The organism is Streptomyces buecherae, from assembly GCF_014295035.1.
Classification (GTDB): Bacteria; Actinomycetota; Actinomycetes; order Streptomycetales; family Streptomycetaceae; genus Streptomyces; species Streptomyces youssoufiensis.
This window is the reverse complement of record NZ_CP060404.1, coordinates 528,175-540,388: the sequence shown is the minus strand read 5'-3', so window position 1 is coordinate 540,388 and position 12,214 is coordinate 528,175. Positions and strand designations below refer to the sequence as shown.

The 12,214-nt window shown below is 73.0% G+C and carries 12 protein-coding genes; 6 read left to right on the top strand and 6 right to left on the bottom strand.

The features are described 5' to 3' along the window. Positions 1 to 307 precede the first annotated feature (307 nt). On the bottom strand, positions 308 to 1,096 hold the full coding sequence (locus H7H31_RS01810) for an SDR family NAD(P)-dependent oxidoreductase (RefSeq protein WP_187062511.1): 789 nt from the start codon (positions 1,094 to 1,096) through the stop codon (positions 308 to 310). Then, positions 1,093 to 1,770, bottom strand: coding sequence for a GntR family transcriptional regulator (locus H7H31_RS01805; protein ID WP_187062510.1), 678 nt, complete (start codon positions 1,768 to 1,770; stop codon positions 1,093 to 1,095). The genes H7H31_RS01810 and H7H31_RS01805 overlap by 4 nt, the downstream gene beginning before the upstream one ends. A 341-nt stretch (positions 1,771 to 2,111) precedes the next feature. Here H7H31_RS01805 and H7H31_RS01800 point away from each other — a divergent pair, with 341 nt between their 5' ends. From H7H31_RS01800 to H7H31_RS01790, 3 genes are all read left to right on the top strand, one after another. After that, positions 2,112 to 3,251 carry a mandelate racemase/muconate lactonizing enzyme family protein gene (locus H7H31_RS01800; protein WP_187062509.1) on the top strand — a complete coding sequence of 380 codons (1,140 nt, stop codon included), beginning with the start codon at positions 2,112 to 2,114 and terminating at the stop codon, positions 3,249 to 3,251. A gap of 143 nt (positions 3,252 to 3,394) precedes the next feature. Further along, positions 3,395 to 3,844 carry a sigma factor-like helix-turn-helix DNA-binding protein gene (locus H7H31_RS01795; protein WP_308284292.1) on the top strand — a complete coding sequence of 150 codons (450 nt, stop codon included), beginning with the start codon at positions 3,395 to 3,397 and terminating at the stop codon, positions 3,842 to 3,844. Further along, positions 3,841 to 4,530: a hypothetical protein gene (locus H7H31_RS01790; protein ID WP_187062507.1), complete on the top strand. Its 690-nt coding sequence runs from the start codon at positions 3,841 to 3,843 to the stop codon at positions 4,528 to 4,530. Before H7H31_RS01795 ends, H7H31_RS01790 begins: the two co-directional genes overlap by 4 nt. 161 nt (positions 4,531 to 4,691) lie before the next feature. Here H7H31_RS01790 and H7H31_RS01785 read toward each other — a convergent pair whose 3' ends face one another. Together H7H31_RS01785 and H7H31_RS01780 are read right to left on the bottom strand one after the other, a co-directional pair. Then, positions 4,692 to 5,201 (bottom strand): DinB family protein, encoded by a 510-nt coding sequence (locus H7H31_RS01785; RefSeq protein ID WP_187062506.1) that lies wholly within the window; start codon positions 5,199 to 5,201, stop codon positions 4,692 to 4,694. Positions 5,202 to 5,727: 526 nt separating this feature from the next. Continuing rightward, complete coding sequence (locus H7H31_RS01780; protein WP_187062505.1) at positions 5,728 to 6,549, bottom strand: class I SAM-dependent methyltransferase; 822 nt, start codon at positions 6,547 to 6,549, stop codon at positions 5,728 to 5,730. Positions 6,550 to 7,243: 694 nt separating this feature from the next. On the opposite strand from H7H31_RS01780, the gene H7H31_RS01775 reads away from it, so the two are divergent. The 3 genes from H7H31_RS01775 (at position 7,244) to H7H31_RS01765 (ending at position 10,222) form a co-directional block, all read left to right on the top strand. Beyond that, a complete protein-coding gene (locus tag H7H31_RS01775) occupies positions 7,244 to 7,384 on the top strand; it encodes a hypothetical protein (RefSeq protein WP_187065131.1) in 141 nt (46 codons plus the stop codon). Positions 7,385 to 7,868: 484 nt separating this feature from the next. Next, positions 7,869 to 8,240: an effector-associated constant component EACC1 gene (locus H7H31_RS01770; protein ID WP_187065130.1), complete on the top strand. Its 372-nt coding sequence runs from the start codon at positions 7,869 to 7,871 to the stop codon at positions 8,238 to 8,240. Continuing rightward, the gene (locus H7H31_RS01765) at positions 8,237 to 10,222 is read left to right on the top strand and encodes a caspase, EACC1-associated type (RefSeq protein WP_187065129.1); all 1,986 of its coding nucleotides are present in this window, start codon (positions 8,237 to 8,239) and stop codon (positions 10,220 to 10,222) included. The genes H7H31_RS01770 and H7H31_RS01765 overlap by 4 nt, the downstream gene beginning before the upstream one ends. A gap of 171 nt (positions 10,223 to 10,393) precedes the next feature. Here the strand turns inward: H7H31_RS01765 and H7H31_RS01760 are convergent, their stop codons facing one another. Both H7H31_RS01760 and H7H31_RS01755 read right to left on the bottom strand, forming a co-directional pair. Then, complete coding sequence (locus H7H31_RS01760) at positions 10,394 to 10,981, bottom strand: YbhB/YbcL family Raf kinase inhibitor-like protein (RefSeq protein WP_187065128.1); 588 nt, start codon at positions 10,979 to 10,981, stop codon at positions 10,394 to 10,396. Between the two features lie 518 nt (positions 10,982 to 11,499). Further along, positions 11,500 to 12,096, bottom strand: coding sequence for a GNAT family N-acetyltransferase (locus H7H31_RS01755; protein WP_187065127.1), 597 nt, complete (start codon positions 12,094 to 12,096; stop codon positions 11,500 to 11,502). Between the last annotated feature and the right edge of the window lie 118 nt (positions 12,097 to 12,214).

Here is a 12,214-nt window from a genome sequence, read left to right as displayed (position 1 = left end):
TTGGCGGCCAGGGCGGCCGATATCGGCACGGCTCGAAGGAATGCCGGAGGCCGCGAGCGCCGTCCCGATGCGCCGTCCACGGCCACCGCCGGACGAGTGGAACCCAGGCACGTACCGACCTTCGACCGGCCCACCCCGCTCCGTACCCCGGGCGCGCCGTCAGAGGTCGACCAACGGCGCGGGCCCGGGGCGGCCCCCTCGCCTCGGCCCACGGGAGATCCGGCAACGACCCGCTGCCGCGCCGCGTCCCTCGGCCTGGCGCACATCGCGCTCGCCCACCCGGTGCCTCCGGGCCGGCCTGTGACCGTCAGAAGTCGTTGGCGCTCTTGGCCATGAGGCCGCCGTCGCACACCAGGTGGCTGCCCGTGACGTACGAGGCGTCGTCGGAGAGCAGCCAGGTGGCGGCGCGGGCGATCTCGGCGGGGTCGGCCATCCGTCCGAGCGGGATCTGGCGCGCCGCGGCGTCGCTCAGGCGCGCGCGTTCGGCCGCCAACTCGGCGCCGCCGAGGCCGAAGTAGAGCATGGGCGTGTCGGTGGCACCGGGTACGACGGCGTTGACGCGGATGCCGTGCGGGGCCAGGTCGATGGCGGCGGCCCGTACGAACGCGGAGACCCCGCCCTTGGACGCTCCGTACGCGCTGTTCGAGCCGCCCGCGAAGCCGACGAAGGCGGCCGGGGACGACATGCACACCAGCGAGCCCGGCCGTCCGGCGTCCCGGAGGATCTGGGCGGCCGTGCGTACGGTCAGGAAGGTGCCGGTGAGGTTCACGTCGAGCACGCGGCGCCAGGTGTCCAGGGACATGCGGGACAGGGGCTCGTTGATCTCGATGCCGGCGCTCGCGATCACCCCGTCCACCGGGCCCAGCGCGGTGCCCGCCGCGTCGAACGCGTCGGCCAGGCTCCGTTCGTCGGTGACGTCCGACGCGGCCGACCAGGTGTCGGAGGCGCCGACGCGCCGGGCCTCGGCCGCCACCCGCGCGGCGCGCCCGCCGTCCTGGTCGAGAACGCCGAGGGCCCAGCCCCGACGGGCCGCCTCGAGAGCGGTGGCGCGACCGATGCCGCTGCCGCCGCCGGTGATCAGGATCGTCCTGGTCATTCCGCGGGGTCCTTGGTGGCTTTGAAGTGAGTGTTGATGTGCGCGGTGACGGCGCGGTCCAGTGCCTGTTCGTCGCCCGCGCGCAGGGCGTCGACGAGTTCGCGGTGTTGCTCGGCGACCACGGTGGCGTCCGCGTAGTGGCTCGCGTCGCGCCGGAAGTAGGAGCGCACGCGCGGTTGGATCGAGCGCCAGATCTGGAGGCAGTGCTGCTGCCCGGACAGGGTCACGACCGCCTCGTGGAAGCGGATGTCCTCGTCGGCGAGCGACGCGGCGTCCGCCGCCTCGGCCGCCGCAGCCATGTTGCGGACGAGCGACTCGAGGTGGGCGTAGTCGGCGTCGGTCAGCCGGGGCATCGCCTTGCGGAAGGCGAACTTCTCCAGCGAGACGCGGACCGGTACGAGGACGTTCTCGATCTCCTCCTGGGAGACGCCCAGCACCTCCGTGCCCCGGTACGGGTAGGAGATCACCAGCCCCTCCTGCTCCAACTGGCGCAGCGCCTCGCGGACCGGCGCCCTGCTGGTGCCGAGCTGCGCGGCGACCCCCGCCTCGGTGAGCTTCTGGCCCGCGGGGAGCTGGCCCACGGTGATCGCCTCGCGCAGCACGTCGGCGACGGTTTCCCGGCGGGAGGCGAGGGACGCGGAGGAGAGCGCGGGCAGCGCGGAGAGACCGGACATGGCCGCAGCGTAACAGGGATCGTATTTTGTCGACAATCGAGCGTGCTCCTTCGGGTCGGTGGGGAGCCGGGGCCGCGGGGTGAGTCGGTGGAGAGGTGCTTCCGGCGATCGGCGGGGCCGTGGAGCTGTCTGTTTCGCGGGCTCGCGGGCTCGCGGGCTCGCGGGCGGGGATGGTGTCGCGCCGCCCGGGTGCTGTCGGTCCCGCCCATGACGGGCGTCTCGGCAGACTGTAACCCAATGGTCGATTGTCGACAATTGCCTGCCGGGTCGGGTACGGTCCCGAAAACAGCCCCCGCCTCGTCGGCGTCCGGGGCGGCGAGCACCCACCACGAGAGGCACTCATGAGAATCACCAGGATCGAGACATGCGGTCTGCGCGGGGCGACCCCCGAGGGCGGTTGGTCCAACGAACTGCGCCCGGACGACGTCGTCCACACGCTCGTCGCCGTGCACACCGACGCGGGCGTCACGGGCGTCGGAAGCGCCTTCACCACCGAGGACCTCGTCCGGGGCGCCATCGACCTGTTGCTTCCGCACCTCGTCGGCCAGGACCCGATCGAGGTCGAGCGCATCACCGAAACGCTGCACCAGACCGCGTTCTGGATGGGCCGGGGCGGCTCGCTTACGCACGCGACGAGCGCCATCGACATCGCGCTGTGGGACATCGCGGGCCAGGCGCTGGGCCAGCCGGTCGGCCGGCTGCTCGGTGGACGCCACCGCACCCGGGTGCGCCCCTACGCCTCGGTGCTGATGGACGAGGCCGGACCGATGACGGACACCCTCACCGCACTCGTCGAGCAGGGGTTCACCGCCTTCAAGATCGGCTGGTGGAAGTTCGGCCGGGTGGACGCCGCCACCGACGAGCGCACCGTGGCCGCCGCCCGCGCCGCGGTCGGCGACCGCCTCCTCGCGGTCGACGCCGGCGGCTCCGAGGCATTCTTCCCGGGCGGCCTGGCCTGGGCGAAGCGCACCGCGCGGATGCTCGCCGACCACGAGGTCGCCTGGTTCGAGGAGCCTCTCGCGCCGGACGACCTCGACGGTTTCGCCGAGTTGCGGGCCGGTTCGCCCGTGCCGATCAGCGGCGGCGAGGTCCTCACCCGCAGGCAGGGCTTCGCCCCCTACCTGCGACGGCGCGCTTTCGACATCGTCCAGCCCGACACCACGAAGGGAGGCGGGCTGAGTGAGTCACGCCGGATCGGCTGGCAGGCCCAGGACCTCGGTATCCGACTGATCCCGCACGGCTGGAACACGGCCATCGGTCTCGCCGCTGACCTGCACCTCTCCGCCGCGCTCGTGTCCACCGACCTCGTCGAGTACAAGACCGGGTCGGCCTACGTGGACGATCTCGTCGCGGGCGGTTGGCGACTCGACGTCGACGGCTACCTCGACATCCCCGCCGGCCCCGGCCTCGGCGTGACCCTCGACCCCGAGGCGGTCGCGAAGTACGGCACGCGGCCCGCGTTCGCCGACCCGACGGCGTGAGCCCGTCGGTCACGCCCACCTGGCGGGCCCCGCGGCCCGCCCCGTACTCCCTCGGCTGACCGGCACCGCCCCGCACGCGGACACGCTGGGACGGACATATCCGCTCCCCTTCAACACCGCGCGGCGGCGCCGCGTATCCCCTGGTGAACGCGGCCGACGAGCCGACAGACATCGCGAACGGGCGGACGCGGCACGGCACTTCGGCGCACGAACGATCAGCCCCAGCAGCGCTCCGAAGCCACCGGGCGAGCGCCACCGTGGCCATCGCGCACGCCCGGTGGGCCGCCCGGCCCGGAGTCGCAGGGCGACGGCTGACTGGCGACCAAGTGTGGGACGCCGTAGCCGAATCCGAACGACCATCGGAGGCCGACGCCGTCGATCAGCTACTGGAACGCGTCCAACTCGGTGAGGCGTTGCGGCGACTGAGCCCAGAACACCGGGAGGCGGTGGTCGAGGTGTACTTCGGCGGTCGTACCTGTGCCGAGCTGGGTGCGGAGCTGGGCGTACCGGCGTCCACCCTGCGCAGCCGGCTGTACTACGGCGTACGCGCGCTCAGGCTCATCCTGGAGGAGAACGGGTGGTTGGCACCATGAACGAACCCTGCCTGCCCTTCCGCCACGCGCTGACCGAGCACCTGCTCCTCGGCACACCCCTGCCGACGGACCTGGCCCGACACCTCGACCGGTGCCCGGAGTGCGCCCGTGAGAAGACCGAAACCGACGACGTGGTCCGAACGCTGCGCCGGGCGGACCCGCGCGCGGACTGGTCGGTCGAGCGGGCCCGCGCGCGGCAGGACCGGTCCGCGCGCGAACTCGGCGCCCGCGTCCGTCAGGCCGTGGCGGACACCGGGCCCGCCCGGCCCGCGCGTCGCCGGCGCGTCGCGCTGGGGGTGGCCGCCGCCCTGATCGTGGCGGCCGGGGCCCTCGTCCCGCTGGTCGGGTCCGGGGACGCGGACCCGCCGCCCACGGCGTCCGTGGCGCTGGTACGCGAGGGAAGGATGGTCAGCCACCCGTGGGGCACCGAGGTACCCGTGGCCCTGTCCGGGCTGAAGTCGGGTGAGAGCTACCGGCTGATGGCCGTCAACGCCGACGGGGCGCGCGCCTCCGGCGGCAGCGTCAACGCCACCTCGGGCGCGCGCGTGTCCACCCGTATGACGACGGCTCTGCGCAAGGAGACCATCACCGCCCTGGTCGTGGAGGACGAGGAGGGGCGCGTCGTGGCGCACGTCCCGGTGGTGCCGTACCCGACACCGTCTTCGGCCCCGTCCTCCTCGGCTTGAGGCCGTGGCCGGCCGCGTCGCGCGGGGTGTCAGCCCGCCGGTCACGGCCGGCGCGGCGCCGACCGGCGCGGGAGGGCGACCACCTGGAGGTCGCGGTTACGGCTGTGGCTACGGCTGCGGCTGCCGCGACGGGGGGTGAGGAATCGGCCCGGGCCCGGCGGCTAACGGGGTTGACGGTCACCGGCCTCACGACTGTCGAGGGTCTGCTCCCGCAGGATGTCGTTGTGGCCGGCGTGGCGGGCGAACTCCTGGATCATGAGCAGGTAGATCCAACGCAGGCTCACGGTGCCGCAGGACGGGTGGCGTCGGGTGGCGTCCAGGTCGATGTCCGCGGCGATGGCCCGCGCGCGGTCGCTGGCGCGCTCGAACTCGGCGATCACGTCGGCGAGGGTCTCACCGTCGCCGGCCACGAAGCTGTCCTCACCCACCATCGCCCCGTCGCACGCGGCTTCCGGCAGGCCACCGAGAATGTGTTGGAACCACTTCCGTTCCGCGAACGCGGCGTGCTTGATCAGTCCGATCGGCGTCGTCAGGGACGAGACGCGGCGCTGGCGCGCCTCCGCTTCGGAGAGGCCGCGGACCGTGTCGATCAGTTCGGCCCGCGTGTGGTCGAGGATGTACGCGAGCATCTGACGCTCGGGGCAGTCGGTGAGGCGGGTGGGCACGTTCATGTCGGGTGTTTCCCTTCGTGGCGGGTGTGCGCGTTGGTGGGACGCGCTCGATGGGGTCCTGTCGATGTGTCCGGCGAACGGCCCCGGCGTGACGATGACGCCGTGACCCACGGGCCAACTCGCCTGCTAAGAAGCCACTTGTCCGTCAACGGGTGAGGCGTTGGGGCGGTTCGCTCGGCTCGTCATCGAGGCACATCGAGCCCGGATCGGACAGTCTGGAGTCGGACCGGGTCGGTACGGACGGGACCGGTAGGGCCGGATGCCGACCGGGCTTCCTGGCCGGGAGTGGTGCCGTCGGCGACCACCATCCGGGTCACCGAGGCGGCGGGACCGGCATCCCCGCGCACTGCGCGTTCCGGGGTGCCGCAGAGGTCACGCTCGGCGCGACCCTACCCCACCAGCGTGCTGACCGCAGCAGTGACGAAGGCCCCCGCACGCACCCGCGCATCCGCACCCACGCGCCCGCACGCACGCACCCGGTCGCAGCGCGCCGCCGCCAACGGACGCAGGACGGCACACGGCCGCGTCACGGGGCGGGGACGTCCGGGTCGGGGGTGGCGGTGTGGGGCGCGGTCGGGCCTGCCGTGCAGTCCAGGATCAGCAGGTGCGGGCGGTCGAGGTAGTCACGCCAGTACGCGTCACCGAACCGCTGTCGCCCCTCGTCGGAGACGCGTGGCCGGACCCGTTCGACCGTGTCGAACCCGGCGCGACGCAGCGCCTGTTCGATGGTCGGCGCCGACCACCGGCGTACGTCGAGCGGGATGACGGTGTCCGCCCACCGGAGCGTCAGCCGGATCGGCGCCCCGTCGGCCGCCGCGCCGTCGGCGTCCGGGAGCGCGGAGACCTCGAACCCGTACGCGTCGTAGTACCCGGGCTCCGCGGAGATGTCCGGGTCGAGCGTGGCGGCGACGAGGCGTCCGCCGGAGGGGTCGAGCGCCCGGTGCGCCGTGCGGCACATGGTGGTCAGCTCCTCCTCCGTGGCCGCGTACGGCAGCGCGTACACGCTGACGACCAGCTCGAAGGCGCCGTCGAGCGCGGTGTCGACCGGGTCCTCCGCCCTGGTGGCGTCCCGCCGGAGGTAGCGCACGCCGAGTCCGTCCGCGCGCTCGCGGCGGCGGGCGATCTCCAGCATGCCCTCGGACACGTCGGTGCCGGTGACGTCCACGGCCCCGCGCTCGCGCAGCAACCGGGTGTACACGCCAGCGCCGCAGCCCAGGTCGAGGGCCCGGGTGCCGTGCACGTCGCCGAGCGTCTCCAGCAGGGTGTGTCGTTCGACGTACGCGCGCACCGGATGCTCGGGCGCCATGCGCGCGTAGTCGGCGGCCAGACCGTCGAACTGACTGGTCATGCGCGCTACCTCCGGTCTTGGGCGCGGTCGTGGCGGTGCGTCCTGGACCCGTGTATCCGCGCGGACAAGGGCATTGTGGCGCCTCGCGCCCCGGGTGCGGAACCCGCCGGGAGCGGGGGTCGGCCGGGCCCGGCCGTCGGGGGCGGGCGGGGTCGAGGAGTATCGGGACGCGGTTCATCGTGTTCCCCCTGGCATGGTGGAGCCCGCGTCGGTCGCGGCCCCGGCGGGTGTCCCGTGTGCCGTCTGGCACGGGTAACACGCTCCCGTACGGGCCCGCGCGGCACACGGGTGCGCGCCCCCAAGCCTCAGGTGTTCCCAGCACCACCCCGCCCGGTGCGCGTGGCCCGCGTCAGGGCAACCGCTCGCGCAGCGCGGGGCGTTGAACGAGCCGACGACTGGCAGGCACCACACGTGTCGACGGGCCGACGCGCGAGCGGGTCGCGGCGCCCCGGCCCGTACGGCGCGACCTGGCACTTCTCTCTCGCGGCGGCTCCTGCCGCCACCGCCCGTTGGCCCGTGGGGAGTTCGCGGTCGGGAGATGAGGCACCCCGGGTGATTTCACAAGCGCGCAATCTCGTAAGCTCGGCAGGGCACGAGGGAGCCCGAGTGCAGCCATCCGGCGACCAACCTGCGGCTGTGGGGCTCCCTCGCGCGGAACCACCGTCGAATCGTGTGTTCACGAAAGGGGCTCCACGTGCAGACTATGAGGCAGCGTCCAGCAGTCCGATGGCGGCGCTACGGCCGACTCGTCGCCACCAACTTCCTGCGCGGCGCGTCGTACGCGTGCGGTACCGCCGTCATCGGCCTCGCGATGTGGTGGGCGCGGGTCCGGTAGGCGAGCGGGCGGTCGGCGAGCGCGTTAACGGTTTCTCGGGGCGTCCGAGAGGCCGTTGACCTCCTCGGGTCGGCCAGACCGCGCTCTGGCCGACCCACCCGCGCCGCCTGCCCTGCCCTGTACCTCCCCGCTCGCCGAGGTCGGCCGAGGTCAGGTGGCGGGCAGGGGGATGCTCGCGTACACGGGGTAGTGGTCGGACCTTCCGGCGTCGGGGGTGACCGTGCGGGAGGCGATGCGTGCGGTGGCGGACGTGTGCGCGGTTCCTGACAGCTTCGGGGCGTGCCGGCTTCCGGCCGTGCCGCCCCGGTCCGGGCGCCACCCCTCCCCAAGTGCGTGCGCGAGAACACGAGTTGCGCCCGCCAGTCGACCTCGTCGCATACTTGTACGGCACCACCCGTCGACCGTGCCGCGAGCGCGAGGAGTCGGCTCGGTGGGTAGGTGTGGAGTGCGAGCATCGGATGGGCTCACATCACGGGGGCAAGGCATGAACATCCAGCTTCGGGTGCACAACCCGAGCAACGACAACGACCCTCACTCGCTGTACCAGTGGCTCGGCGACGCCGCACCGCGGTTGCGGGCCGACGGCGTTCACCTACGACGACTCGGCGCGGCGCCGAGGCCCGGCGAGATGGGTGGGGCCTTCGACGTCATCCAGTTCGTCTTCGACTCGTCGGTGCAGCTCGGGGCGCTCGCCGTGGCCATCGCCACCTGGCGTGCCGCGCACGCCACCCGTGGCGAGTCATCGCTGACCGTCGAGCGGGACGGCCGGCGTGTCACGCTCACCGGCGTCGACGTGAGCGACCCGGGCGCCGTCCGCCGGGCGTTGGACGAGCTGTTGCGCGAGGACCCGGCATGAGGGGAGCGGATGCCGCGGTGGCCTCGGGCGCGCAGCCGGCGCGGGACGGGCTCGCCCAGCGGATCGACCCCGCGAGATCGGCCTGCGTCCTCATCGGCGTCAGCACGTACAACGAGCGGGAACTGCCACGGCTCGCCTCCGTGGCGCGCAATGTCGAGGCACTGGCACGGGAGTTACGGGACCCCGACGTGTGGGGCATCCCGCCGGAGCGGATGAAGGTGGTCTCGGACCCGGCGACCGTCGAGGACGTGACCCTGCCCATCCGCAAGGCCGCCGAACTGGCCACCGACACACTGCTGATCTACTACGCGGGCCACGGCGTCCTGCACGGCAACAGCGAACTCCACCTCACCCACCGAGCCACCCACCGGCACTACAGCGAGACCGCGGTGCGGTACGCGACGCTCCGCGCCATCCTGCTGGAACACCGTGCGACCATCGGGCGCCGCGTCGTGATCCTCGACTGCTGCTACAGCGGCAACGCGGTCGAGGGCCTGTCCTCCCACGAGGTGGACGACCTGGTGGCCATCGAGGGCTCGTACGTCATGACCGCGACGCCGCGCAACGCCCTGGCGATGGCGCCGAGCGGGGAGCCCTACACGGCCTTCACCGGGGAGTTGCTCAACGTCATCCGGCAGGGCGTGCCGGACCGCGCCGAGCAACAACACCTCTCCCTCGACGACGTCTACGCCGCGATCAGGCGGTCGCTGGGCAAGCGCAACATGCCGCTGCCCGGCAAGCAGGACTCCCACGACGTCGGCAAGCTTCCCTTCATCCGCAATCGGCTGAGCCCGGCGGAGCCGGTACCGCCCCACGTTCCGTACTGGAACAGGGTGCGGCTCGCCGCGGCCGGGGCGGTGCTGGCCGGTGTCGCGGCGGCCGGCGGCCTCACCGGCCACGAACTGGCCGATGACGGCCGACCGGCCCGCGCGCCCGAGGCCAAGCCCGCGCCGGTGCTCACCGGGCCCTGTGGCAAGGGCGGCAAAGCCTCGCTCCTCAGCGTCTCCGACGCGCTGAACGAGCACGACGAGTGGCAGGGCACCAAGGTGGAGGGCCTGTCGGCGCTGGCCCTCACCGGGGGCGCCGACGTCGGGGCGATCGCGCTGCGCGACGAGGAGCCGGGGCAGTTGTTCCGTCTCCAGCTCGGCTCCCCGGAGTCGCTGCGACCGGAGGTCACGGGAGTGCTCGGGCTCTACCGGGCGGACGGGGGGAAGTTCACCGAGTTCGACGGCGAGGGCCTGGTCATCGAGAAGGGCGGGGCTACCGTGCTGGCCACCGCCGAGCGGGGGCCCGCGCTGCGCCGGTTCGACCTGGCCACCGGGCGGCAGATCGGCAGGGACTTCGCGTTGCCGGACGCGTTCTACCCGCCGCCCCGCGGCGAGGCCCCACGCTCGCGCAGCCTCGAATCCCTGACCGTCACGGCAAGCGGCACGTACCTGTACACCGGCGCCGAGGGCCCGCTGATCCGCGACACGGACGTCCACGGGCGCCACCAGGTCCGCATCCAGCGCCTCAGGGGCAGGCCGGGCGGCGACTACGTGCCCGACAGGCAGTTCGCCTACCAGACCGAGGAGGGGCACTACCTCAGCGACCTGATCGCCGTGGACGACACGCGGCTGCTGGCGCTTGAGCGCGGCTACCTGCGCGGCCTGGGCAACGGCATTCGCGTCTACGTGGTGGACGTGGCCGACGCCGTGGACGTCACGGACATCGACGCGTTGGACGAGGGCACGGCCGACGCCCTGCTCCACAAGCGGTCGGAACCGCTGCTCGACCTGCGGAAGTGCCCGGACGGCGGGGTGACGTCGGACGAGCCGCAGAGCAACCCGATCCTGCAGAACGTGGAGGGCATGGCCCTCGGTCCCCAGTGGACGGAAGGCGAGCACAAGGGCGCGCGCCCGCTGTACCTGGTCGCCGACAACAACGGCCGCAAGAGCCAGTCGACCCGGCTCTACTCGCTCGCGGTGGACCTGCGGCGCTGAGGAGCGGCGAGCGCCGTGCGGTGAGCGGCGACGGTCGGTCGCGCCGGAGGGCGGGGTGCCGGTCGCGACGGCGGGGCTCCAGGGGTGGTGCGTGAGTCCGGTGCCGGCCCGGTGGCGGGCCGTTCCGCCAGGGTCGCTGGGGAGGCGGAACGGCATGCCGGCGCGGCGGTGCTACGACTCGCCGGTGATCCTGGCTGACCCGATCGACGCCGCGGCGATCTCCCGGGCGGCGGTCCGGGTCGACGAGTTGGCGTTCAGGCTGGTCAGCGATGCCTGGTCGAGCGCGTGGACGACGAAGTCGTACGTGTTCACCGTCGATGGCGAGCACGGGCCCTGGTATCCGTAGAGGCTCGCGCTACCCCGGTAGTAGACCTGCCTGGCCCCCGCCGGCGTCGAGGGCCGGTACGCGTGGTCGACGTTCTGGGGGAGCGTGGTGGTGCTCGCCGGGATGTCGTAGATGACCCAGTGAATGAGGTTGGAGTTGTCCACGTCGCGCATGACGATCGCGTAGCTCTTGGCGGCGGTCGGCGCGCCCGACCAGGTCAGGGGAGGGGACTCGTTCCTCTTGCCGGGGTCGCTTCCCCCGCCACTGGTGCACTCGTGGACCTTGGGGATGACGCCGCCGTCGGCGAACGCGGCGCTGGTCAGGGTGAACGCGCCGCGGGGTGCCGAGGTCGACGAGGCGGTGGCGGGCGAGAGGCCGACAGCCCCGGTGACGGTGACGAGCAGAGCACAGAGCGCGATTCGTGCACTTTTCACTGATGGCTCCCGAGATACCTGTGATCGCTTGGGTGTCCGTGGCGTGAGAGCGGTACGCGCGTGGTAGAGCCAGCGTAGGCATCGCGGATTCTGACGTCATGTCACTTGGCGAGCCGGTGGCGGTACTTTTCGCCTTCGGCGCTGTCGAGCGCTGTCGTCTTGGACGAGGCTGTCAACCCGGCAGCCGGGACGGGGTCGGACCGCCGGCGACGAGCGTCGCCCGCACCCGGGCCCCGGTTCCGTGTCGAGGCCGCGGGGCAGCGCCGACTGGCTCGGCACGGCGTCGGTGAGCGCCGCGCCGACGCCCCCGCCAGGACGACGGCCAGGGCCGCGCCGCGCCGGAGGCCACGGCCCCGTCGGCGGGTGCCGCGCGGTGGCACCGCCGTCCGGCCCGCGCGGGCGTGGGCGCACGTACGCCGCGTACGTGCGCCCCCGCCCGCCCGGCGCGGATCTCCGCCGCCCCCGCGCCACGGCGTGGTGGCGCGTCGCGGCTTACGGCGGCCGGTTCCGGGACGCGCTCAGGACTGCGGGCTCGGCCGAAGCGCCGGTTCGCGCCCCGGTGCCCCCTCGGCCGGGTCCGTGGCCTCCTTGGGGGCGGTCTCGTTCGGGGCGGCCCCGGTCGGTACGACCAGCATCTTCGTCACCGAGCCGTCGTCGCCCACCACGTCGCGGACGAACGTGAAGCCCAGCCGCGCGCACAGCGCCAGGCTCGCCGCGTTCTCCGCGCCCACCATGCCGTAGACCCGGTCGACCCGGAGCGTCCGCGCGGCGTAGCGGATCAGCTCTGTGACCAGTTCCGAGCCGAGCCCCTTGCCCCAACTGTCGCGGACGAAGGCGGCGATCATCTCGTAGCCGTCGACGTTGCCGGTCTTCTTGATCTCCGCGTGGCCCACGTACGCGCCGTCCAGCCACACGGCCCACAGGTCGAACCGGTTCTGCGGGTAGATCTCGTCCATGATCACCTTGAACACGGCCCGGAGGTCCGCCTCGGGAGCGCGTTCCTGGCCCATCCAGCGGCACACCTCCTCGTCGCGCAGCAGTCCGACGAAGGCGTCCTCGTCCTCGGGTCGGTAGGGGGTGAGAGTCATGCGCTCGGTGCGCAGTGTCGGAGTCATATCGGGTCCTTTCCTGGATGGCGCCCGCCCTGGCGCCCGGCGGCCACCGGGCCGGAGGAGCGGAACGAGAGAGGTGAGGGGCGGGGCGCCTGGTGCCACCACGGCGCCTCGTGGCGTG